The organism is Paenibacillus sp. HGF5, from assembly GCF_000204455.1.
Taxonomy (GTDB): Bacteria; Bacillota; Bacilli; order Paenibacillales; family Paenibacillaceae; genus Paenibacillus_AQ; species Paenibacillus_AQ lautus_A.
Window position 1 is genome coordinate 90,313 of record NZ_AEXS01000178.1, and the last position, 21,833, is coordinate 112,145.

24 protein-coding genes are annotated in these 21,833 nt (G+C 52.4%); 11 read left to right on the forward strand and 13 right to left on the reverse strand.

The window, feature by feature from the left end; all coding sequences use genetic code 11:
• Positions 1-31 precede the first annotated feature (31 nt).
• The 7 genes from HMPREF9412_RS30555 to HMPREF9412_RS30585 form a co-directional block, all read right to left on the reverse strand.
• Positions 32-808, reverse strand: coding sequence for an ABC transporter permease (locus tag HMPREF9412_RS30555; protein ID WP_009595767.1), 777 nt, complete (start codon positions 806-808; stop codon positions 32-34).
• A 5-nt stretch (positions 809-813) separates the two neighbouring features.
• The gene (locus HMPREF9412_RS30560) at positions 814-2,160 is read right to left on the reverse strand and encodes an LLM class flavin-dependent oxidoreductase (RefSeq protein WP_009595847.1); all 1,347 of its coding nucleotides are present in this window, start codon (positions 2,158-2,160) and stop codon (positions 814-816) included.
• Positions 2,161-2,238: 78 nt separating this feature from the next.
• A complete protein-coding gene (locus tag HMPREF9412_RS30565) occupies positions 2,239-3,219 on the reverse strand; it encodes an aldo/keto reductase (protein ID WP_009595781.1) in 981 nt (326 codons plus the stop codon).
• A 256-nt stretch (positions 3,220-3,475) separates the two neighbouring features.
• Positions 3,476-4,798 (reverse strand): LLM class flavin-dependent oxidoreductase, encoded by a 1,323-nt coding sequence (locus HMPREF9412_RS30570; RefSeq protein ID WP_036674166.1) that lies wholly within the window; start codon positions 4,796-4,798, stop codon positions 3,476-3,478.
• Between the two features lie 26 nt (positions 4,799-4,824).
• Complete coding sequence (locus HMPREF9412_RS30575; protein ID WP_009595816.1) at positions 4,825-5,397, reverse strand: DUF4825 domain-containing protein; 573 nt, start codon at positions 5,395-5,397, stop codon at positions 4,825-4,827.
• Positions 5,394-6,074 carry a permease prefix domain 1-containing protein gene (locus tag HMPREF9412_RS30580; protein WP_009595723.1) on the reverse strand — a complete coding sequence of 227 codons (681 nt, stop codon included), beginning with the start codon at positions 6,072-6,074 and terminating at the stop codon, positions 5,394-5,396. The genes HMPREF9412_RS30575 and HMPREF9412_RS30580 overlap by 4 nt, the downstream gene beginning before the upstream one ends.
• A gap of 2 nt (positions 6,075-6,076) precedes the next feature.
• The gene (locus HMPREF9412_RS30585; protein WP_009595802.1) at positions 6,077-6,427 is read right to left on the reverse strand and encodes a PadR family transcriptional regulator; all 351 of its coding nucleotides are present in this window, start codon (positions 6,425-6,427) and stop codon (positions 6,077-6,079) included.
• Positions 6,428-6,660: 233 nt separating this feature from the next.
• On the opposite strand from HMPREF9412_RS30585, the gene HMPREF9412_RS30590 reads away from it, so the two are divergent.
• From HMPREF9412_RS30590 to HMPREF9412_RS33750, 7 genes are all read left to right on the forward strand, one after another.
• The gene (locus HMPREF9412_RS30590; protein WP_009595805.1) at positions 6,661-7,188 is read left to right on the forward strand and encodes a DUF2062 domain-containing protein; all 528 of its coding nucleotides are present in this window, start codon (positions 6,661-6,663) and stop codon (positions 7,186-7,188) included.
• A 205-nt stretch (positions 7,189-7,393) separates the two neighbouring features.
• Entirely contained in the window at positions 7,394-8,854 is a 1,461-nt protein-coding gene (locus HMPREF9412_RS30595) for a spore germination protein (protein ID WP_009595769.1), read from the forward strand.
• Positions 8,854-9,522 (forward strand): Ger(x)C family spore germination protein, encoded by a 669-nt coding sequence (locus HMPREF9412_RS33530; protein ID WP_009595715.1) that lies wholly within the window; start codon positions 8,854-8,856, stop codon positions 9,520-9,522. Before HMPREF9412_RS30595 ends, HMPREF9412_RS33530 begins: the two co-directional genes overlap by 1 nt.
• A 10-nt stretch (positions 9,523-9,532) precedes the next feature.
• Entirely contained in the window at positions 9,533-10,021 is a 489-nt protein-coding gene (locus HMPREF9412_RS33535; RefSeq protein ID WP_009595808.1) for a Ger(x)C family spore germination C-terminal domain-containing protein, read from the forward strand.
• 11 nt (positions 10,022-10,032) lie between these two features.
• Positions 10,033-10,236 (forward strand): hypothetical protein, encoded by a 204-nt coding sequence (locus tag HMPREF9412_RS30605; protein WP_009595850.1) that lies wholly within the window; start codon positions 10,033-10,035, stop codon positions 10,234-10,236.
• A gap of 32 nt (positions 10,237-10,268) precedes the next feature.
• Complete coding sequence (locus HMPREF9412_RS30610) at positions 10,269-11,384, forward strand: GerAB/ArcD/ProY family transporter (protein WP_009595731.1); 1,116 nt, start codon at positions 10,269-10,271, stop codon at positions 11,382-11,384.
• A gap of 274 nt (positions 11,385-11,658) precedes the next feature.
• Positions 11,659-11,742, forward strand: a complete 84-nt coding sequence (locus HMPREF9412_RS33750) for a putative holin-like toxin (protein WP_223260591.1) — start codon at positions 11,659-11,661, stop codon at positions 11,740-11,742.
• Positions 11,743-11,909: 167 nt separating this feature from the next.
• Here HMPREF9412_RS33750 and HMPREF9412_RS30615 read toward each other — a convergent pair whose 3' ends face one another.
• Positions 11,910-12,770 carry a DUF421 domain-containing protein gene (locus tag HMPREF9412_RS30615; RefSeq protein ID WP_009595817.1) on the reverse strand — a complete coding sequence of 287 codons (861 nt, stop codon included), beginning with the start codon at positions 12,768-12,770 and terminating at the stop codon, positions 11,910-11,912.
• 161 nt (positions 12,771-12,931) lie between these two features.
• On the opposite strand from HMPREF9412_RS30615, the gene HMPREF9412_RS30620 reads away from it, so the two are divergent.
• From HMPREF9412_RS30620 to HMPREF9412_RS30630, 3 genes are all read left to right on the forward strand, one after another.
• Complete coding sequence (locus HMPREF9412_RS30620; protein ID WP_009595791.1) at positions 12,932-13,138, forward strand: DUF1657 domain-containing protein; 207 nt, start codon at positions 12,932-12,934, stop codon at positions 13,136-13,138.
• 158 nt (positions 13,139-13,296) lie between these two features.
• Positions 13,297-14,259, forward strand: coding sequence for a sugar kinase (locus tag HMPREF9412_RS30625; protein ID WP_009595734.1), 963 nt, complete (start codon positions 13,297-13,299; stop codon positions 14,257-14,259).
• A 65-nt stretch (positions 14,260-14,324) separates the two neighbouring features.
• Positions 14,325-14,996, forward strand: coding sequence for a bifunctional 2-keto-4-hydroxyglutarate aldolase/2-keto-3-deoxy-6-phosphogluconate aldolase (locus HMPREF9412_RS30630; RefSeq protein ID WP_009595706.1), 672 nt, complete (start codon positions 14,325-14,327; stop codon positions 14,994-14,996).
• Between the two features lie 108 nt (positions 14,997-15,104).
• Here HMPREF9412_RS30630 and HMPREF9412_RS30635 read toward each other — a convergent pair whose 3' ends face one another.
• The 5 genes from HMPREF9412_RS30635 to HMPREF9412_RS30655 form a co-directional block, all read right to left on the reverse strand.
• Entirely contained in the window at positions 15,105-15,707 is a 603-nt protein-coding gene (locus tag HMPREF9412_RS30635; RefSeq protein WP_009595800.1) for a YitT family protein, read from the reverse strand.
• Between the two features lie 112 nt (positions 15,708-15,819).
• Positions 15,820-16,674 carry an MBL fold metallo-hydrolase gene (locus HMPREF9412_RS30640; RefSeq protein ID WP_009595833.1) on the reverse strand — a complete coding sequence of 285 codons (855 nt, stop codon included), beginning with the start codon at positions 16,672-16,674 and terminating at the stop codon, positions 15,820-15,822.
• 234 nt (positions 16,675-16,908) lie between these two features.
• Entirely contained in the window at positions 16,909-18,879 is a 1,971-nt protein-coding gene (locus HMPREF9412_RS30645; RefSeq protein WP_009595748.1) for a PTS fructose transporter subunit IIABC, read from the reverse strand.
• A gap of 81 nt (positions 18,880-18,960) precedes the next feature.
• Positions 18,961-19,872 (reverse strand): 1-phosphofructokinase, encoded by a 912-nt coding sequence (gene pfkB / locus HMPREF9412_RS30650; RefSeq protein WP_036674171.1) that lies wholly within the window; start codon positions 19,870-19,872, stop codon positions 18,961-18,963.
• The gene (locus HMPREF9412_RS30655; protein ID WP_009595696.1) at positions 19,872-20,621 is read right to left on the reverse strand and encodes a DeoR/GlpR family DNA-binding transcription regulator; all 750 of its coding nucleotides are present in this window, start codon (positions 20,619-20,621) and stop codon (positions 19,872-19,874) included. Before HMPREF9412_RS30655 ends, pfkB begins: the two co-directional genes overlap by 1 nt.
• 269 nt (positions 20,622-20,890) lie before the next feature.
• On the opposite strand from HMPREF9412_RS30655, the gene HMPREF9412_RS30660 reads away from it, so the two are divergent.
• The gene (locus HMPREF9412_RS30660; protein WP_009595782.1) at positions 20,891-21,802 is read left to right on the forward strand and encodes a molecular chaperone DnaJ; all 912 of its coding nucleotides are present in this window, start codon (positions 20,891-20,893) and stop codon (positions 21,800-21,802) included.
• The last annotated feature ends 31 nt before the right edge of the window (positions 21,803-21,833 follow it).

A 21,833-nucleotide genomic window follows, 5' to 3' on the forward strand; every position in this document is an offset into this window, starting at 1 on the left:
CCCCCTGATAGTGATGCTTTTGCCCGATGGTCTATGATGATTTCCATTTCAAAAAAACGCTGCGTTCCAACAAATCGATTAATGAAATGATAAGTACGGATACGACGGTAACCAGCGCTACAATGGCAAAAGCCTGCGCGGTATTGTACAGCGATGTCGCCTTCACGAGAATATTGCCAAGGCCATCCTTCGACGCCAGCATCTCCCCGAACAGCGCCCCGACCAGTCCGGTAGCGGCCGAAATTCGGAGAGCGGCAAAAATGGTGGGCGCAGCCGATGGCAATATCACCTTCATGATGGTCTGATACCGCGTCGCCTCGAATACTTTGGCGACCTTCAGATGGTTGTCCGCCGTCTGTTTGATTCCGGTCATCGTGTTGACCGTGATCGTAAAGAAACAGAACAGGAACACAATCGATATTTTATGCGTGATCCCGATCCCGAGCCAGAGCGCCAGCAGCGGAACGATCGTCACCTTCGGAATCGCCATCAGCGCCGAAAGGTACGGCCGGAAGAATCGCTCCGCCCATGGGATCAGCACCATAGCCATGCCGACGGCGAGCCCGCCAATGGCCGCAATGCCATAGCCCGCAACGAACTCGGCCAATGTGACGTACAGGTGCTTCCAGATCTCCCCGTCACCGAACAGGTTGAATAGTTCGCGGAATACTTGGGAAGGCGCAGGCAGATACAAGCTGCTGACGGCCTCCGTGCGAACCAGAATCTCGCAGATCCCCAGTATGACCAGCAGCAATGCCCCCTGCCCCGCCCAGATGCCTGGGGATTTCTTGGCATTCCTCGTTCCCATCCGGCTCACCCCTTCGCAATCAGGTCGTAACGGTTCCTTGGGCGGCTCAGTCCCAAATGCTCGCGGAAGGTGCTGCCTTCATACTCGGTGCGGAACAAGCCTCTGCGCTGTAGCTCCGGCACAACCAGCTCCAGGAACAGCTCCAGACCGCCAGGCATATAGGGAGGGCAGACATTGAATCCGTCGGCCGCTTCATCCCGGAACCACTCTTCGATGATATCCGCTACCTGCTGCGCGCTGCCGACCACAAGCAGATGCCCGCGGACCGTGACGGTGAAGAAATAGAACAGGTCCCTGATCGTTATATCCTCGCGTCCGTTCGCCCCTCTGGCCAAGTCGGCCCAGTGCAGCGCGGCTTCCGAAGCGGATAGGTCAGGCAGCGGATCCTCCAGCGAATATCCCCTCAGGTCGATTCCGATCTTATCCGAAAGGGGTCCCAGATCGAAATCGGTCACCACCAGTTCGTTCAGCTCCGCATATTTGGCCCGTGCTTCTTCCTCCGTCCGGCCCACGATCGGAACCAGCCCGGGGAGGACCTTCAAATCCGTAGCTTCCCTTCCATACTCCGGCAGGCGTCCTTTCACTTCCTGGTAAAATTTCACGGCGACTTCTTTGACGTTCGTTCCGGTGAAGACCATGTCGGAATATTGGGCCGCCAGCATTTGGCTGCGCAGGGAGGTTCCTGCTGTGATCAGCGGAAGCTGTCCCTGTATCGGTCGCAGAATGTTCAGCGGCCCGGCGACGGAGAAGTGCTCGCCGACATGGTCCAGGGCATGCACCTTGCTGCCGTCGGCGAACACGCCGCTTGCTTTGTCCCGCGGAAGGGAGTCATCCTCCCAAGTGTCCCACAGCCCGCTGACGATTTCGATGAATTCCTCGGCATAGTCGTACCGTTTGGCGTTATCCCAATGCTTCTCCCGGCTGAAATTCAGCGCAGCCCGCGTATCGGAGCCTGTCACGACATTCCATGAGGCCCGGCCCCGGCTGAGATGATCCAGCGATGCCGTGAAGCGTGCGATGTTGTAAGGCTCGGCATAGGTGGTGTTCACCGTGCCGATCAAACCGATTTTATCCGTTGCCGCTGCCAGATAAGACAGCATGGTGAACGGCTCCAGCCGCGTCATTTGGGAAGGGAATAAATGCTGCATATCCGCGCTCGTGGCCAATCGGTCCCCCAGGAAAAAGAAATCGAACTTGGCCTTTTCAAGCTTCTGGGCGACCTCCTTCAGGAACTGGGGATCGTAAGCCCCGTCCGTTTTGCCTTCGGGCAGCCTCCAGCCCGCGGGATGATAGCCCGTCCCGAATAAGAACAATCCAAGATGCAATTGACGACGTTTTGAACTCATACTCATGGTTGTGTCACCTTCCTGATCCATATTGGTTATGGTTGATCATGATCATCCCGAATAGATACTGGCGTTATATCAGCTTTATCCACGGAATTCCTCCGTCAAGCGGTCGATCTCCTGCAGCTCTTCCTCTGTCAGCCGTTCATCCGAATGCTTCAGCGTATCCGCGATGTGCTCAGGCTTCGATGCCCCGACAATGGCTGACGTGATGCCAGGGCGGCTGAGCACCCAATTCAGGGCGAACTGCGGAAGCGTCCATCCCCGCTGCTCGGCCAGCGGCCGGATCCCTTCCACGATGGAAAGCGCATGCCGCTGGTTCAGCAGCAATCGTAACCGCTGCTCGCCTGCAGCTAGGCGCGAGTCCGTTGGGGGTGCTTCGCCCGCCCGATATTTGCCGGACAATATACCCCGTCCGAGCGGACTGTACACGAGAACCCCGACCTGCTCGGACTGGGCAAAGGGAATCAGCTCGCTTTCAATCTCTCTAGTAATAAGGCTGTATTCCGGCTGTACGCTCTCGAACCGGCGAAGGCCATGCAGCGCACTGATGCCGTGGGCCTTGGCGAGCTGCCAAGCCGCGTAGTTCGAGCAGCCGATGTACCGCACTTTCCCCTGCCGTACAAGATCCGTAAGCGCCTCAAGCGTCTCGTCCAGCGGGGTTAACTCATCAAACCGATGCACCTGATAGAGATCGATATAATCCGTTTGGAGCCGGGCAAGACTGTTCTCCAGCGCACGGTAGATATGATAGCGGCTTTGGCCCTGGTCATTGATGCCGGGTCCGATGCGATTATGCAGCTTGGTTGCCAGGAGAATGTCCTGTCTTCGCTCCTTCAGCAGCCTGCCCAGAATTTCTTCCGATTCCCCGAGCTGCTTGACGTTTCCGTTATCCATGCCCGTGCCGTATACGTCAGCCGTATCGATCAGATTGATGCCGGAACCAAGCGCTTGATCCAATACGGCGGCCGAAGCCCTCTCATCGATCCAGCGCCCGAAAGACATCGTCCCGAGACTTACCTCCGACACTTGAACCCCGGTTCTGCCCAGTGTTCTATACTGCATAATGACAACCCCTCACTTTGCTAGATTCATAAAAAAACAACCGGAGACACCCCTCGGATCACAACTTGATCCAAGGATGCATCTCCGGTTGTCCGGTAGAATGTGCATCAATCATATTAGCGTTATAAATGTCATGAAGCCCTTAGAATCGAACGTCTCGTTCATCTCCGTTGGTTTGGTAGATAAACAAACGATCTAATTCTATCATTTCCGATATGTTAAGTTGGATTATAACACCGTCTAATTTTGTCGTCAATTATTTTTCATGTTGGGTTTGCGGCCGGGTCAGCCCGAGGTGATCCCGTAACGTCCTGCCCGCATATTCCTCGCGAAACAGCCCCCGCTGCTGAAGCAGTGGGACTACGCGCTCCACAAACTGTTCGAGCCCGCTCGGGAGGAGAGGGGCCATAATGTTGAATCCATCGCATGCCATGCTGCGGAACCAATCCTCCATCATATCGGCAACTTGCCGCGCAGTGCCAACCATCGTCATATGTCCCCTCGCCACCGCGTAATGCCGACCGAGCTCCAGAATGCTCATCCCTGACTTCGCGGCCATATCCATAATCATGATCGCCCGGCTGCTGTTTCCTTCCCGCGGCAAATCGGGCAGCCGGCCGTCTACCGGATATCCGGTCAAATCCGCATTCAGCAGCTGGGACACATACTTCACCCCTGCCTCCGGCAGAATGAGCTCGCTGAATGTCCGGTGATATGCCACAGCTTCAGCTTCGCTGTCCCCAAGGAATATCTGAAGCCCCGGCAGAACCTTTACCTCTTCCCTCTCCCGTCCATACTCCATGAGCAAGTCCTTAAACTCGCGGTAATACTTGATCGCATCCTCCTTACTCTCACAGGCCGTGAACACGACATCAGCCGTTCGAGCCGCCAGCCTTCTTCCGGCAGCCGAGGTCCCCGCTTCAATGATGACAGGCCTCCCCTGCGGAGATCTGGGCATGTTCAAGGGCCCTTCCACCCTGAAGTGCTCGCCTTCATGATGCGCCCGATGAATCCGTGCCGTATCGGCAAAGACCGCCCTTTGCCGATCCAATACAAGGGCATCGTCCTCCCAGCCGTCCCATAATCCGGTCACGACTCGTAGAAATTCCTCCGCCCTTTCATACCGTTTGTCGTGTTCCATTAATTCCGCCGATCCAAAATTGCGTGCCTCCGCATCCTTCGTGGAGGTCACCACATTCCAGGCGGCCCTGCCGCCGCTGATATGGTCCAGCGTGGACAGACGCCTGGCCAATCCGTACGGCTCGTTGAAGGTTGTAGAGGCCGTTCCGGCTAATCCAATACGTTCCGTCACCCCGGCGAGGCCGCTCAGCATGGTGAGCGCTTCGGGCTGCAGAAAGCTGACATTCGTCCGTAAATCCTCGATCAACGGGATCGAGTTGTTGTCCGCAAGGAATACCATATCGAATTTCCCGCGTTCGGCTGCTTGGGCGCAGCGTTTATAGAAATCGTAGTCCATCGCCCCGACCCCTGCCGAATCGGCATGCCGCCATGCAGCGATATGATGGCCGTAATTCATCAGAAAAGCGCCCAGGATGAATTGGCGTTGATCTGAACCCATCACGTTCACTCCCCTCCGGTTTATCTCTATAGATTCTTGATCTCGATGAGGTTATCTACGTATTCACTGACATACTTGTTATCGTGAAGACGGGCTTGTACTTCCTTCTCCCATGTCACGGCTTCCCGCAAGAACGCAAGACCCGTCCCGCTGCCATACCATGCCTCCACCTCATCCCGACGGATGGTGAAAGACCGGTCTTCAAACTTGAAAATCAGTGTATCCAAATTATCAATCATGGCAAAATTCGCAGTGGAATTATAGACCAGCGTCTGCTTCAGCATGTCCTCTTTCAGATCACCGATCCTGGACCTGAACCGAAGCTCGGCCGTCAATTCTTCCGGATACAGCTGAAACGTCCGCTCAATGTCACGCATGGGAAGCGAAGCGTTCAAATTGATCAGGTTCCCGGCATTGCCCATGTATGGGCTGGCGAAGTTCAGCGAATTCCGTATATCGTGCGTCAACGGATCATTTTGCTCCGCTTCATATTGAACCGCTTGTTCATTTGCCTTGGGCTTGATGTATCCCTCCAGGGCCGCCATGCCCCCGATGCCGATCAGCAGCAGGACAACGATCAGCCAATTCTTTCTGCTCATGGTTCATTCACCTCAAGTTGAAACGTTAGTTTATAAGCTTTCTGGACCAGCAGCGGAATGATGACCGACGTCATCGGGATAACATACCGCATGACGGTCACGTAGAACGAATAAGGCCCATCGACCGACAGTTCACGCCCAAACCATAAATCGCTGCCGTATTGAATCACGAAGGTATACATGGAGATAACCACGATAAATATCGACCACAGCCACCATGCCCACTTGCTCCACTGGTTCAATTTGCCTGCGTTGATGACGGCTGTCTGCTTTTCGTATCGTTTCAGATGCCGTGACATGGAAAGATACGCCGCACCGGTTAATGCAGCCAAACAGAGGAGGAGCGTGTTCACCCACATCCCGTTTGGCAAAAACCGGGCCGGAATGGTAGCGATCCAGGCCAGCAAGGAATAAATAAGGGTGCTCTGAAGGAGGTCATGACGGAAACGGTAGCTGTAGATTTTCTGGTTATCGTCAATCAGAGCTTCGATGTCTTCCATATTTTCGATCGCCAGACTGATCGCCGACTGATATGCTATGCCGTTCTCCATATAATCCGTGACCCGCGCCTCCAAATTGCTGAGAACCTCATTCTTCAGATCCACAACTTCCTTGGTTTTGCGTTGATTCGCGAATAGGCGATCCACAAAAATCTCCAGATCATGCCTGTTGGTCATTGCTATTTCAGCTCCTTTCCGTTTCCGATCAGAACATCGATAATCTCGCGTGCCGCCTTCCATTCTTCTTGGTTGCGCAGCAAGCGCTTCATTCCCTCCTGGCTGAGATTGTAATATTTACGCCTCCCGCCCTGAGTTTCTTCTCCCCAATAGGAGCGTATCAATCCCTGCTTCTCCAGCCTCCTCAGACTTGAATACAACGTAGGCTCCTTCAGTTCAAATCGATTCCCGCTTCGGATCGCGATCTCCTTAATGATCTGATAGCCGTAATTATCTCCGTCTGATAGCACGCGCAAAATAAAGGTATCGATATTGCCGCGTATCAAGTCACTGTTATGTAAGGGTTCAATCAAATACCCGAACCTCCTAACGGATGGAATGGGTATAATATAACGCGCATTACTATGTATGTCAAAGTAATATTCCACGCATATATTCAGTTATAATCTTCTTTGGATTGACGGTTTGCGAGCGTCTACTATATAATTCTCGAAAGTTCTTCCTATTATAAATAGGATCCCATAGAAAGCTGCGCAAGAGATCCCAATATATCTGTATCCATCAGTACCCGCAGGAGGAAACGGTTTTGCTTCATAAATACATTCGACGACTGAAATACTATATTCTCCGGACCCTTCGCATGCAAAATAGCGATCATCGGATCGCTCTCGGCTTTGCCGTCGGCTTCTTCCCTTGCTGGTATCCCACCTTTGGCATCGATCTGCTGCTGGCTCCGCTGCTGGCTCGCATGGTAAGGGGAAACATCCCCTCCGCCTTCCTTGCAGCCTCCGCAGGCTCCGTCTTGTGGCCGATCCTGTTCTATCTAAACTATAGAATCGGCGTGTTTGTGCACCTGTTCACTACGTTTCCCGCGACCTTCGAAATCGAAGATGCGCTCACGGTTCCCGTTCCGGAGACGGATTATATCGTTGAAACGGACCATTTCGGCAGGTTGGGCGACATGGGCGTTAACTTTCTCGTCGGCGCCTTGATCAACAGCGTTCTATCTACGCTGATCCTTTACATTTTGCTGCGAATCATGCTCTCCGTCTACCGCAAACCTTTGCTCCACAAGATCAAAGAATCCATTCGTAGAGGAAAATCGAAGCCTTAGCCCGAAGCTCCCCCTGTAAAAGCGCCCGGAATCCTATTCCGGGCGCTTTTTTTTATACCGTTCAAGCTCAATAGTCTCGGTCTATTCGTGATTTCCCCTTCAGCTATGAGCCGTTTTCTCTGGAAAATTCGGTATAAGTTGCTAAAAGTACGGCATTCTAAAGAGGATGAGCCTTACTATATACCGGCAAAGGAGGGAAGTTTCAATGAAATCGAAGGTACGGCCCGCACTGCTCGATCCTGTTAAAATGCGGCTGGAACATTGCGAAGATGTCATCTACCAATCCTTGCGTCTCCATGGATCCACGTGTACCGTCATCTACATTGAACCTATCGTGGATATCAGCACCCTGCATGAATACATCGTCAAACCATTGATTAAGGAAGCCGCGAAGGTTCAGCATGATTTCCTTAATTTCATTGACCGCATGGATCGCGGAGACATGCTGTCGGTTCCGTTCGAGCGTTCTTCCTCCGCCGAGTATATTGCCGATATGATCGTTGAAGGCAGGGCCGTCGTGATTGTGGAACAATTGGCGGAGGCTTATTTGTTCGACATCGTCTTGTATCAGAAGCGGGCGGTTTCGGAATCCCAGAACGAGCTGGTCGTGAACGGACCGCAGGAAGCGTTTATCGAAGACATCGGAACAAATCTATCGCTGCTCCGGCACAAAATCAAACATACGGATCTCAAAACCGTGCGCTACCAGATCGGCGACTACTCCAAAACTGCCGTGTACATGGTGTACGTCGACGGTTTGTGCAAACCTGAAATCGTCGCTCAAGTGGACCGGCAGCTGAGCAGCATGTCCATCGACGGGACGTTCGGGATCAGCACCTTGTCCGAGCAAATGAAGGAAGGCGTAAAATCCCCCTTTCCTCAGTTTCAGTACACGGAACGCCCCGATTCCGTTGCCGCATCCCTGCTCGAAGGCAGGGTCGGCATCATGCAGGACGGAACGCCGTCGGCGCTGATCGTGCCCGTCACCCTATTTTCCCTGCTGCAGTCGTCCGAGGATTATTATCACAGCTTCTTCTCCTCCAGCTGGATTCGGATCGTCCGGTTCATGTTCGCGATTATTTCATTATTGATGCCCGCCCTGTATGTCGCTATCACAACATTTCAGCCATCCATCATACCAACCGATTTGCTGATCACTTTAGCCGCATCGCGTGAAAATATACCGTTCTCCGCCTTAGCGGAGGCGCTGATCATGGAACTGACCTTTGAAGCGCTGCGAGAAGCCGGGACTCGTATCCCGAAGCCCGTCGGGCAGACGATATCCATCATCGGCGCCATTGTCATCGGACAGGCCGCGGTGGAAGCGGGGATCGTATCGAACCCCATGGTCATCGTGGTTTCGATAACGGGCATCGCTTCTTACATCATTCCGCACTTCGAGCTGGGGCTGGCGTTCCGCTTGCTGCGATTTCCTATCCTCATACTTGGAGGGACGCTCGGTCTGATCGGCGTGTTCACGGCCGCCTTCCTGGTGTTTGGACATATGGCTTCCCTGAAGTCGTTCAATACGCCGTATCTGCAGCCCGTTGCACCCCTTGTCTTATCGGAATGGAAGGACACCTTCGTGCGGGCGCCGTCCATGCTGATGAAGAACAGGCCTAAAATCTATGCATCATCCAACAATTTAAGGAGACGAAAACGATAATGCTTCTACTCAAATGGTTGAAAATTCTGCTGCCATTATCGTTGTTGACAGGCTGCGGCTTCAACCTGACCAAGGTTGAGATCAACGAGCAAACCTTTGTTTTTGCCATGTACGTGAATAAAAGCCAGAAAGACGGAAGCGTGGAAGTTACGATCAGCGCCCCCTTGCCGAACCGGCTCACATCCGGGCGTCAAGCAGGCGGGAAGGGTGGCGGAGATCCGTATGCCATGGTAACCAAATCCTCCACCACCGTGCAGGATGCCCTCCACCTGATCCAACGGGATCTTTCACGGCGTTTCGACTTCAGCCACACCAAGGTTGTTGTCGTAGGCAAGAGCTATGCGGAAGCGGGATTAGAGGATCTGATGGATTGGCTCCAGCGGGAACCGACAACGAATATGAGCATCTATATCATGGTTGCGCCTGGAGACGCGAAAAAGGTCGCCGAGCTGACGCCGGTTTTTGAACAGATGCCTTCGGAGGTGCTCATCCGGTTTGCGGACCAGCACAACATGATCACCACGAACCTGAAGGATTGCCTCTTTGCCGATTCGGGCAATCAAGGATATGCCCTGACCTACTTGGCGGCAGGCATGAAGCCTATGGTCGCTGATCAGGAGAAGCTGGAGCCGTGGACGGGGATTCAAGGCACGGCGCTGTTTCGATAAGGATAAGCTGTTGGCCACCCTTCCTATGGAAGAGTCGCTTGCCATCAGTTGGGGAGTGAATGAATTAAAAGCCCCCCTGTATACCGTTTCATGGGGTGAAAAAGGAAAAGCCAGCGCTTTCCTGATTTCAACCCGCTCCAGCAAATCCGTACGCATGGTTTCGGGCCATCCGGTATTCACCGTCAAGCTGAGCGGAACAGGCGATATTGTTTACAAAAACATTCATAAGCAATTGGATACCCTTCAGGCGAAAGAGCTTATTGAGCGTGAGCTCAACGAGCTCATTGCAGGTCATCTCCGAAAGGCGCTCCGCACCTCGCAGCGAGTCGGCGCAGACGTCCTGCAGCTCGGAATGCTGGTGGACTGGAACTACCCTGATCATTGGCAGAAGGTTCGCTCCAACTGGTCTGATTATTACAAAAACGAAGTGGAGATTCAGGTGGTCACCGACATTAAGGTTCGAAACTTCGGGGCCGTACTCAAAACGAATCCGAAATAAGGAGGCGTGTCATGCTGGCTCTTCTGTTCCTCGTCTACGCCTTGACGGAATGGTACTTCGCGAAGAAAAAAGTAAGGTCACGCCGTGAAAAATGGACGATGCTCATTCTGATCCTTGCCTTTTCCGTCTGGAATATAATCGCCTTGTATTCTTACGAGTGGCTGACCCCCAACCATCTGATCATGCTGCTGTTCGGCTGGCTGGATAAGCTGTAACATCTATAAAACGAAAGGGGTACGAACCCGACATGCGCAATACGCCCTGGCAGCTGTTTCGTCTCGGATTTGTCTATCTTAACGCCATACCTACGGGATTTCTAGTCACTCCTCTCTTGTGGAACTCGGCATATTTGGGATGGGCCTCGATTCTGGGCGGTTATGCGATGAGTTTGGTCTTCTTGTGGTTTATGCTGAAGGTCGGGCTGTGGGATCCTCGGAAACCCTGGATCGATTTTGGCAGTGCCCTGGTCAGCAAGTGGATTCACTTCCCTGTCGTCGCTTTGGTATTCTTCTGGTCCATCAATTACATAGGGATGGATATCGAAGGTTTCACGTTATTCTTCGATACCAATTACATGCGGGAATCTCCCCAGTGGTTCATCCTCCTGATTGTGGGCCTGGTCGTTATGGTTACGGCTAGGTGGGGCATGGAGACGATGATTTATATTTCCGACGGGCTGTTTCTTGTCATCGTTGTTGCCATTGTTGCCATGAATATGTTTTTCTTCAAGGAAGCGCATTGGGATATGATGATCGCGATGGTCAGGCATCACAATTATGAGTCGGCGATCAAGGACAGTTTGTTCTGTCTTTCATTCTTCGCGGAATGGATCGTGTTCCTCTTTCTCGCTCCTTATATCCAATTCAACAAAAAATCCTTTCGCAACCTTGCTGCGGCAGGACTGTTGGTCACCATAGGCGTAATGCTCCAATGGGCATCGGCATTGCTGAATTTCGGCCCCTATCTAGGGCGCGAGATGCAGTATCCGCTCGTCGAATTAATGCGTGCAGCCAGCGGGTTCCTCGGCAATTCCGATCCGCTGATCATTGGGTTATGGAGCAGCTCGATGTTCTTCCACAGTGCCTTCCTCATCCACGTGAGCGTAAGGTGTATGGCGAAACTCCTTAACCTGAAACAAATGGATGGTCCCCTGATCGCGATCATTGGGGGAACCGCTATCGTAATTGCGTACCAGTATTCGCAAAATCCGATCCTTTTTCAGCAAGACTTCAATTCCTTCGGGATGGCGGTATTTTTCATTCTCATGGAGTTAATCCCGATTTTCTATTGGATTGCCTCCCTGTTCCATAAACGTAAGCGTAAACCAAAATCAAGACCAAAGCCTGACCAAAAAACCGCTTGAGAGTCTAGAACTTGTAATGCCCCTTCCATCCTGTTCTACGTTCGAATTTCAACATGAAAAAGAGCGGCCGTCAGCCGCTCCCATCTTATGGGTTAAGGGAAAATTTTCCCGGAAAGTATGACAATCCTCCGATGTTTATGCTTTCTGATCTCGTCAAAAAACCAACATTTTATGTAAGCGCTTCCTACAAAAAGGTTCTTTTATTGTAAGCAATTGGCATATTATATAGTACAGTAGACCAGCTAAGCAAGGGTGGCAGCAGGAGGTGATAGGCATGGGCGTGAATGAAGCTTTGGCTTTAATGATTTCGTTCGCCACTCTGGTCGTTTCGATCCTTGCCTTCCATAATAAGAAATAGACCCGTCCTGGAACAGATGAATCTATTTCTTACGTCTGGTTGCAAGCAAAAATCCACCTTGCGGGCGAAGATCTGCTGTACGAGGAGTCGGCGGCAACCGGCTCCTTTTGTGATACACAAAAATATCCTATTCCGGTTTTTGCGGATTTATGACTCGGCGACACCCATTACGTCTTCAGAATCGCCTGTACATCGGCTAAAATTTTCTCCATCCGTTTGGAGCTCTCCTCATACATTTTCTTAGCTTTCTTACTTTTCGTGCTGAGACTGAACAATTCCAAATCCGCCTGGCATTTCTTTAAATTTGCATACAAGAGCTTCCGTTCCTCATTTTGGGGCACCTGGATCTGATCGTTATACAAATCGACGGTTAATTGTCCATAGGTATCGACTTGAGCAAGGAATACGTCCTTGATCCTGGCGCCCTGCTTGTCCAGCTCTTCCACCAGCCATCCATGATTGAAGCCCGAGACGCGCAGCGGTTCATCCATGACCTCCCCATCCATGATCACAACCTGCCCAGGTTTTTCCGGCGCTACCTGTATACCTAGATCCTTGGGAGTCAAAGGCAAACTTTCGCGCTTCTGCAGGACATTGATCTCACCGCTGGATTCCATGATGGCAAATTCCACGTCGGCGACCTGAAACACGTCTTTTTTGCGGAGCTGCTGCATCAGCTCGTCGGTCGACAGCCTTTCCTTCTTTAAATTATCTTCTAATATCTTGCCGCCTTGAATGAGCACGGTTGATTTAAAGTCGATAAAATCCCTTGCCTTTTTGCTCTTGATTTGCAGGAATTCGATGAGAAGCGAGCAGGCAACCCAGACGCCCAGAGCCACGAGCCCTAAATACCAGTTTGCTTCCAGATCCAACGATATATAGGCAGCTATGCTACCGATCGTGATCCCTGTTAAATATTCAAAAAAAGATAGCTGCGTCACCTGACGCTTGCCAAGCAGTTTCGTCATCAGGAACAGCACGACCACGGCACATACGGTTCTAAGTACGATTTCCAACCATTGAGGCACAACAACGACCTTCCTTTCGATGTAATGACATAGCAATCACTATATAGATTATTGTCAAATATCCTATTTGAAATCACACCATTATTTTCCTTGCCATGCTTCATGCATGTTCTTCTCCAAAATGCGTACATTATTACGCATGAAAGGAGTGATAAAAACCAATGACCGTAGCTTCCGATGTGAAAACATGCCTCTCATCCTTAAAAAGCGCTCAGGCTAGCCTTGAGCAATTTGCGCTGTCTACGCAAGATCAAAATGCCAAGGACCTGTTCACTACCGCGGCACAACAAACGCAGCAAGTCGTAGACCAAGTAGCCCAGCGGGTTCAGCAGCTTGAACAGGAAGAGCCTCAGTATAAAGGTTTCTAAGCATTATTTTTTTGCTTTCTCCTATGCTGAAAGCCCATGCATACCTCCTATCTTTCTCGGATAGGAGGTTATTTATATTGTGTTATTTTTTATTGAGTTATCATCACCATCAGGGTAAAGTGTTAATAACGGAGACTGAATATAAGGGGGTAAATTCTATGAATAATGGTATGCGTCCTATCGATGTCATCACGTTCGGCGAATCGATGGGATTATTATATCCCGAAGGCACACGAGGCATTGGCCAGGGAGGAACCATGGCCCAGTCCTTCGGGGGCGCCGAAAGCAACCTCGCCATCGGGCTTTCCAGGCTTGGCTGCAGCAGCGGATGGTTCGGCCAGCTCGGCAACGATCCGATCGGAACCGGCATTTTGAAAACGCTTCGAGGTGAAGGGGTCGATGTTTCCAGCGCCAGACAAACGGATGCGGCACCGACCGGCCTTATGCTGAGACAGAACGTTCGCGGTCAATCCTCCGTCTATTACTACCGCAAGGGCTCTGCCGCCAGCCAAATGACGCCGGACCATGTAGACTCCGAATACATAGCCAAGGCCCGCATCCTTCATTTCACGGGCATCACCGCCGCCTTAAGCAGCAGCTGCCTGGAGACGATACGGCATGTCATTTCCGTATGCAAAACGCATGGCGTCCAGATCAGCTTTGATCCGAACCTCAGGCTGAAGCTGTGGAACATTGAGGAGGCTCGCCCCGTATTGCTGGAGCTTGCCGAAAGCTGTGATTATTTCCTCCCTGGCTATGATGAATGCAAGCTGTTGTTCGAAACGGAGGACGAGCAGGTGATCCTGGACCGTCTGCGTCAGCTGCCCGGCATGTCCGTGATCAAGAGTTTCGACGGAAACAACGTTATTGTTCGGGAAACCGGGACCTACTCCCTTCCTTTTGAGCGTGTGGATAACGTAGTGGATACCGTTGGCGCGGGAGACGGCTTCTGCGCAGGCTTCCTGGCAGGCATCGCCAAAGGCTGGACACCGGAGGAGGCCTTGTCCCTAGGCGGATTAACCGGATCCCTGGTCATCCAAGCCCCAGGTGACTGGGAAGCGCTTCCGACCTGGGAGGAAGTTCAACAGCGGCGAGGAAATGCCGCCCATATCGAACGTTGACCCGCTATGATTGGATATCAAGCCATCATCTAATAGAATGCATAGATTAAGAAGGAGTGTATAACATGAAAAAATTGAAACTAATCGAACAGATCCATCAGGCTGGCGTTGTCGCGGTCCTGCGCGGCGATTCTCCCGATGAGGTTGTAGAGATTGCCAAACGCGCGATTGAAGGCGGCATCAAGGTCATCGAGGTGACCATGACCGTACCGTTCGCTACGGAAGCCATTACGACGTTATCCAAAATGTACTCTTCCAAAGACCCGCAGGCAGACAACTATGCCATCATCGGAGCCGGAACGGTTCTGGATGCAGAAACAGCCAGAATCACGATCCTGGCCGGTGCCGAGTTCGTGGTCTCCCCAGGGTTCGACCGCGATACGATTATGCTCTGCAACCGATATCGCATTCCGGTCATGCCGGGCGCCGTTACCGTTCATGATATCGTTGCCTCGCTTGAGCTTGGCGTCGATGTCGTTAAGCTCTTCCCGGGTAATCTGTACTCTCCGTCCGTCATACCGTCTCTGAAGGGCCCGCTGCCGCAGGCCAATATCATGCCGACCGGAGGCGTGAATCTGGACAATCTGCATGAATGGATCAAGGCCGGGGCATTCGCGGTCGGAATCGGGTCCGATCTGACCAAAGACGCGCTTAAGAGCGGAGACTTCAATTTGATTACGGAGAAGGCCCGTGCTTATATCCACGCCTTTCAGGAAGCTCAAACCTCCCATAAATAATCTTTATGCACATGCCGTAGTAATTCATAGATGGCGATCGCTGCATGTTTCATCTTCATCAATAACAGACAAGCCTATCAAGTCGATCTTGATAGGCTTGTCTGTTATTTAATCCTTCTCTTTCGAAAACCATCGTTTCTGTGTAATCATGCCCGTTGTAAAACCGCCTGCAACAATCGTCAGAATGGAGTACACGAAGGTGCTTCCCGAGAGCAGAACGCCGCCGAATCCGATGATGACGGCATCCATCAGCAAAATAATGACGCCTACATTCAATGGCACATACCTTGCCAGAAAATGAGCCAACAGATCCGTTCCGCCCGTGCTTGCATCATTCCTCAGCATCAATCCTAGCCCGGCTCCGATCAACGCACCGCCTATGGGCGCGCTGATTATCACATGGGGAGCAAAAAAACGCAAAAAATCCGTTTGCAACGGGGAGAGCAAATCGATGACAAACGAAGATATCAGCATGCCTGACAGACTGTTGTAAAAGATTTCGCGATTTAACATCCAGGCGGCGATAAACATGGGGATGCTGCACAAAATGATTACGAATCCGATATGTAGGTCAAACACGTAGTTGGCGATCAGAGCAATCCCGATAACTCCGCCATCCAGAACTTTATGCGGGACAAGAAAAAAATTTGTCCCCATCGCGATCAGGAAGCTTCCGATCACGATAATGACATGTTTTCGAAATGACAGCATATCCCACATCTCCATTTATAAAGGCATGTCTTATTCATATGCTTGTCATTTCGAAAAATTGCGAACTCGCTGTCCCGCATTTGAAAAAAAATTCCATCGGAATGTCTATCGCTTATTCGGCTTTTACATAAAGCAAACGCTCGGTGCGCGCCATCACTTTGGTTTTCATATACGGATGATTCTCATAGCAATAATCCACGAAGTACCCCGGCTTCTCTCCATTCCATGGAAAAATATCGTAATGCATCGGAATGGTCAAATCGAATGCCGACGCTGCGGCAAGTTCTGCGGCTTCCCGGAAGCCCATGTTCCCGACGATGCCGTCCTTCCGGCGGAAGGCATCTCCCCCATTGATCGGCACCATCCCGATATCGATGGAGTGCGCCTGCAGCCTTTCCACCAATCCGGGATAAACTACGGTATCTCCCGCATGGTAGATCAACATGCCCTGGATGTCCACCAGGTAACCGACGAATCGGTGTCCAAACTCTTCATGCTCATCCAAGGTCTCGTGGGCAGCCGGAATCGCCATCAGACGAAAGCCGTCAAACTGCTGCCATTCATCGCATACGGCCGCAAACAGCCGCTCCGGCGCCACGCCGGCACCGCGCATCGCTTCATGGCAGCATGCCGGCGCTACAAACGCTGTTTCCGGATTCTGTTTGGCGATGACCGCAATCGTTCCGAGATCCATATGATCATCGTGCTCATGGGTGATCAGGACCATGTTTGCATTCGTAATATGCTCTGGCTGCAGCGGAGCCGGAAACGCTCGCTGAAATCCCGCTTTGCGCTCCAGGTCGGCTGACATATAAGGGTCGATATAGATAACGACCTCTCCGCCCTTCAGGACAACGCTCTCCTGACCCAAAAACCATACGGCTGCCATCCCATCGGTTGTAGACGTCCGGTTGATTTCATCGATCAGCTGCTCAGGCCCCCGGCTGCTGTTGTTCTGTTCTCTCATCTCTGTCCTCTCTCCTTCCTGTTTCTAACATGACTAGATTATACCATGACGTACCCAGTAGAAATCCGGATGTTCATAGATTCTGTTCCCCAATAAAATCGCGGATCCCCCGTTTATTCCCGCTCGGTACACCATTCCTAAGCGTTCTTATTCAGAAAATCAGGACCTGCCGTCAAAAGAAAAAACGGGTTCAGGGTAAGCTGAATGGCTTACCCTGAACCCGTGTAATTGAGTCTATTTTCGTTCAAGCGGCTTCTTCCAAACTCCAAGCAGCACACCCGAGATCACCGAACCAATGAGAACCGAGAGCAGGAATAGGAGCGCATGATTGGCAAGAGCAGCGACAAAGATTCCCCCGTGCGGGGCCGGAACGTTGATGCTCCACAGCTGCGTCAGCCCGCCTGCCACCGCGGAACCGAGAATACAGGATGTCAGTACGCGCAGCGGGTCGGCCGCGGCGAACGGGATCGCCCCCTCCGTTATGAAGGAAAGGCCCATCACATAGTTGGTCACGCCTGATTTGCGTTCCTGCTCCGTGAACTTATGCTTGAAGAACGTCGTGGCCAGAGCAATGGCCAGCGGAGGCACCATCCCGCCGGCCATGACCGCAGCCATCATGGCTCCGTTCGTGTTGCCGCTGGATGTGAATACGCCGATCGCAAATGCATAAGCCGCTTTATTGAAGGGACCGCCCATATCAATCGACATCATCCCGCCCAGAATCAGACCGAGAATCACCGCGTTGCCGGTACCCAAATTGTTAAGAATATCAATCAGGCCGAGATTGATCCAGCTGAAGAACGGATCGAACAAGTAGAACATGATCGTTCCGGTAATAAGCAGGCCGACGACCGGGTACAACATAATCGGCTTTAAGCCGTCAAGCGCTCGGGGCAGCCCCGCAAACGCTTTGCGCAGCAGGATAACCACGTAACCGGCCAAGAAACCTGCCGCAAGACCGCCAAGGAATCCCGAATTGGAATTGAGGGCCATCAGGCCTCCGACCATGCCGGGCATCAATGCCGGACGATCGCCTATGCTGAGCGCTATGAAGCCCGCCAGAACCGGAATCAGGAAGTGGAAGGCACCGTCTCCTCCGCCGATCGTTTGCAGCAGCTGGAAGAGCGGATGATCCTCGCCGGCAAGCTGCTCGATCAGGAAGGAGATGGCGAGAAGAATGCCGCCGCCCACGACAAACGGCAGCATGTGCGAAATACCATTCATCAGGTCCTTATACACTTTTGTGCCTATGCTGCCCTTCTCCGCGTCCTTCGCCTTCGGCTCACCGCCGCCTTCGCTGCGGTAGATCGGCGCATCGCCGCCCATCGCTTTGCGGATCAGCTCCTCCGATTTGCGGATGCCGTCGCTGACAGGACGCTGGAGAACGGGTTTTCCGTTAAAGCGGGCCATCTCCACGTTTTTGTCGGCGGCAATGATGACGCCTGAGGCCCTGCGGATTTCCTCTTCCGTCAATACGTTCTGCGCGCCCTCCGAGCCGTTCGTTTCCACCCGGATTTCGACGCCCATCTCCTGGGCTTTCTTCTTAAGGGCGTCTTCGGCCATAAACGTATGGGCAATGCCGGTCGGGCAAGCCGTTACGGCAACCACGAACGGAGTCGAGTCCCCGGCGGAAACATCCCGTTGGTCAGCTTGGGCTGCAATGTCGGATTCCCGATGCTTGTTCTCCGCTTCTTTTTGTGCGGCTTCCCTTTTTTTGGCCGCTTCCCTCTCAGCCTTGGCGGCTTCTTCAACCGTCTGCTTGGAGTCGAATAAAGCCGTTACCTCCGCCGGCGTCTCCGCCTTCATCAACTGCGCGATGAATTCCGCATCGATCAACAGCCTCGATAACGCTGCAAGGGTACGCAGATGCGTATTCCCCGCTCCTTCGGGAGCGGCGATCATGAAAAATACATGCGCCGCCTCACCGTCCAGCGCTTCGAAATCCACGCCCCCGCTGCTCTTGGCAAACACGACGGTCGGCTCGTTAACCGCTTTCGTCTTGGCGTGGGGCATCGCAATGCCGCCGCCGATCCCCGTACTGGATTCGGCTTCACGCTTCAGGATCATCTCTTTAAACAAAACCGGATCGTTGATCCGCCCGCTGGCGGCCAGACTCCCGATCAGTTCATCGATGGCAGCCTCCTTCGTGGCCGCCTTCAGATCCATGATCATCGTTGCTTGTATCATTAAATCCGTAATTCTCATGCTGATTCACACTCCCTTGAAATCTTCGCGGTGATAACCGCGCCATAACCGCCCATTACCGGTTATTTGATGTGAAGCGGCTCACCACTCCGTGATCCTAACCAGAGGAAGCAGCTCATCAATCGCTTCCCTTGCCGCCAAGTCGTCCGAGAACGCCGTAGCGCTTCCAGAGGCGACCCCCGTCCGGAATGCCTCGATCGGACCCTGGCCCTTCGCAAGCGTGCCGACGAATCCGGCAATCATCGAATCGCCGGCACCGACCGAATTACGGACGGTACCCGGCGGAACATGGGCGTGATAGACCCGATCGGCCGTGATGAACAGCGCCCCTTCTCCGGCCATGGAAATCAGGACATGCTGCGCGCCCTTCTCAAGCAGTTTTCGTCCGCACTCCACAAGCTGCTCCCTCGAGTCAATGACAACGCCGAACAACTCGGCCAACTCGTGGTGGTTCGGTTTCACAAGGAGCGGCTTATAGGCCAATGCCCTCATTAGAGCCTCGCCGGTGGTATCCATGACGAATTCGGCGCCGCCCTTTCGGCAGGCTTCGATCAGACGGCCATAAAAATCCGAGCCCAGCGAAGGCGGCACGCTGCCTGACAGCACAACGATATCGCCGGCTTCAAGTTGTGACAGCTTATGGAGCAGCTCTTTCGTTTCGTCTTCCCGGATATCGGGTCCCAAGCCGTTGATCTCGGTCTCTCCGCCATGCTTCAGCTTAACGTTGATGCGGGTATCGTCCGCGATGTTCACGAAATCCGTGCGGATTCCTTCCTTACCGAGCATCTCGTCGATATAACGGCCGGTGAAACCGCCAAGAAAACCGATAGCCGTATTATCGGCTCCCAGCTGGTTCAGCACACGCGATACGTTAATTCCTTTCCCGCCAGGAAACTTCATGTCCCGGGTCATTCTGTTCAATCCGCCAAGCTCGATATGTTCAACTTCCACGATGTAATCAATGGAAGGATTCAGTGTAACCGTATATATCATCATGATCCCTCAATTATTTTGGTTTTCTGTGAAATGACCTTCTTCCATGATTCCGACAAGGACTCGGTAATCAGCGTTGCTTCGCTCAGGTCCAGCAATTTGGCGAAGGAAACCTCTCCGATTTTGCTGGAATCCGCAAGGACGTAACTGGAAGCGGACAGCTGGTGGGCCCGCCGCTTGATCAAGGCTTCTTCCGGATCGGGGGTGGTGTAGCCCATCTCCGCATCCACGCCGTTCGTGCCCAGAAAGCACCGGTCAAAACGGAAATTGTCCATATTTTGCAGCGCGATGCTTCCGATGACGGCTTTGGTATGAATCTTCATCATGCCGCCCAGCAGATAGCTTTTGATCCGTTTGCTGACCAACGCTTCGATATGGGATAAACCGTTCGTGACAACCGTGACGTCTTTGGCGTCGATGAACGGAATCATGGCTAGCGTGGTCGTACCCGCATCCAGGTAAATGCTCTCTCCATCCTCAACCTGTGCAGCAGCCAGCCGGGCAACCGCATTTTTCTGTTGAATGTTTTTGAACGTTTTTTCCTCAATTCCAGGTTCTTGTATCTTTGGGCTCGGCAGAGCGGCTCCGCCATGAATACGCTTTAGCAATTGACGTTCTTCAAGGTCGATCAAATCTCGCCTTACCGTCGATTCCGAAGCTTCAAGGAGTTCTACCAATTCCTGCAGCTTCACGACACCTCGCTGTTGTAAGCGCTCTAATATGATTCGGTATCTTTCTTCCGTCAGCATAATGAATCCCCCTCTACAGCATATAGTATCATATTCGCCTCAAAAAACAATCTAAAACTTTCAAAAACATTCACAATCATTCAGGAAATCGATGAATGATTTACCATCCTGGCAAGCTGTCAAGTCGGATGGTTTCCTCTTATGGATGACAGTTTGCCCCATAGCAAGCCGAGAAGCGTCGAAACATCTCATAAACGTTTGTAACCTGCTGCCTCTACACTATATACTGGTAACTAGGAAACTCTCACAGTATAGAAGAGGTGACATGAATGGACCAACTGAAAGAAGCCTATGAGCGGCTCGGTCTGCCGGAGGATGCAACCAAGGAACAGCTTGACGACCGGTATACGCTGCTCATGCGCCAAACCCGTTCGCATCAAAGGCGGGAGCCGGACCGGGTGGAGGAGATCGAAGCCGAGTTTGCCGAAATCACCAAAGCCTATAAATTCATCCTTGAAGAAGAGAACCGTAAAGCTTTGGAAGAGATGAATCTGAAACGGTACGGTAAATACAAGAGGTTTGCCGGGACGGCGGAGAAAACCGACCATTTCTTCCGTTATTATAAATTCCACGTGCTCGGCGGCATTGCCCTGGTGGGCGTACTCATTTATATCGTGATCAGCATTTTCAACCATCAGGCAGAGAAGGAACGGCTGGCCAGCCTGCCCCCGGTTGACCTGGAAGTCATGTTCCTCGGTTCTTATATGAGCCAGGATGGCGGACAGGACCTTAAACCGATCGAAGACGCGATTTTGGCCCAATTTCCCGATTGGAAACGCGTAACCGTTAACATTAACTACGTGCCTCCCCTGGATTCCAACAATCCGCAGGATGCCGCCATGCTGCAAAAGGCACTGCTGGTGCTGTCCACCGAACGTCCTGATCTGTATATCATGGACCAAACCGCCTTTGATTGGATTGGCAATCAAGGCATGGTACGCCCGCTCGAAGGGGAAGTCGAAGGCGAACTGAAGGAACTGCTTACGCCGGAGATGCTGGTGAAGGGTACAAATGAGGAAGACGGCGCGGAGCATGTGTATGCCGTGGATATTATGGGCAGCCCGCTTGGCGAAGAACTGCCCGTCCTGAAGAAAGAAATGTTTGCGGGGATTCGCGAAGGCACGGAACGCGATGCGAATGCACTGCGCTTCATTAAGCAGTACTTGGAGACGTCCAAGTAACGTCGGACCCCCTCTAATATCGAAACAGCCC

Bases quoted from the DNA above. Each gene is read 5' to 3' on its own strand.
- HMPREF9412_RS30660 (WP_009595782.1), top strand. From the start codon at position 20,891: ATGGACCAACTGAAAGAAGCCTATGAGCGGCTCGGTCTGCCGGAGGAT.
- HMPREF9412_RS30610 (WP_009595731.1), top strand. From the start codon at position 10,269: ATGCGCAATACGCCCTGGCAGCTGTTTCGTCTCGGATTTGTCTATCTT.
- HMPREF9412_RS30580 (WP_009595723.1), bottom strand. From the start codon at position 6,074: ATGACCAACAGGCATGATCTGGAGATTTTTGTGGATCGCCTATTCGCG.
- pfkB (WP_036674171.1), bottom strand. From the start codon at position 19,872: ATGATATATACGGTTACACTGAATCCTTCCATTGATTACATCGTGGAA.
- HMPREF9412_RS30620 (WP_009595791.1), top strand. From the start codon at position 12,932: ATGACCGTAGCTTCCGATGTGAAAACATGCCTCTCATCCTTAAAAAGC.
- HMPREF9412_RS30570 (WP_036674166.1), bottom strand. From the start codon at position 4,798: ATGGGTTCAGATCAACGCCAATTCATCCTGGGCGCTTTTCTGATGAAT.
- HMPREF9412_RS30645 (WP_009595748.1), bottom strand. From the start codon at position 18,879: ATGAGAATTACGGATTTAATGATACAAGCAACGATGATCATGGATCTG.
- HMPREF9412_RS33530 (WP_009595715.1), top strand. From the start codon at position 8,854: ATGCTTCTACTCAAATGGTTGAAAATTCTGCTGCCATTATCGTTGTTG.
- HMPREF9412_RS30655 (WP_009595696.1), bottom strand. From the start codon at position 20,621: ATGCTGACGGAAGAAAGATACCGAATCATATTAGAGCGCTTACAACAG.
- HMPREF9412_RS30555 (WP_009595767.1), bottom strand. From the start codon at position 808: ATGGGAACGAGGAATGCCAAGAAATCCCCAGGCATCTGGGCGGGGCAG.
- HMPREF9412_RS33750 (WP_223260591.1), top strand. From the start codon at position 11,659: ATGGGCGTGAATGAAGCTTTGGCTTTAATGATTTCGTTCGCCACTCTG.
- HMPREF9412_RS30635 (WP_009595800.1), bottom strand. From the start codon at position 15,707: ATGCTGTCATTTCGAAAACATGTCATTATCGTGATCGGAAGCTTCCTG.
- HMPREF9412_RS30640 (WP_009595833.1), bottom strand. From the start codon at position 16,674: ATGAGAGAACAGAACAACAGCAGCCGGGGGCCTGAGCAGCTGATCGAT.
- HMPREF9412_RS30625 (WP_009595734.1), top strand. From the start codon at position 13,297: ATGAATAATGGTATGCGTCCTATCGATGTCATCACGTTCGGCGAATCG.
- HMPREF9412_RS30595 (WP_009595769.1), top strand. From the start codon at position 7,394: ATGAAATCGAAGGTACGGCCCGCACTGCTCGATCCTGTTAAAATGCGG.
- HMPREF9412_RS30630 (WP_009595706.1), top strand. From the start codon at position 14,325: ATGAAAAAATTGAAACTAATCGAACAGATCCATCAGGCTGGCGTTGTC.
- HMPREF9412_RS30565 (WP_009595781.1), bottom strand. From the start codon at position 3,219: ATGCAGTATAGAACACTGGGCAGAACCGGGGTTCAAGTGTCGGAGGTA.
- HMPREF9412_RS30605 (WP_009595850.1), top strand. From the start codon at position 10,033: ATGCTGGCTCTTCTGTTCCTCGTCTACGCCTTGACGGAATGGTACTTC.
- HMPREF9412_RS30560 (WP_009595847.1), bottom strand. From the start codon at position 2,160: ATGAGTATGAGTTCAAAACGTCGTCAATTGCATCTTGGATTGTTCTTA.
- HMPREF9412_RS30575 (WP_009595816.1), bottom strand. From the start codon at position 5,397: ATGAGCAGAAAGAATTGGCTGATCGTTGTCCTGCTGCTGATCGGCATC.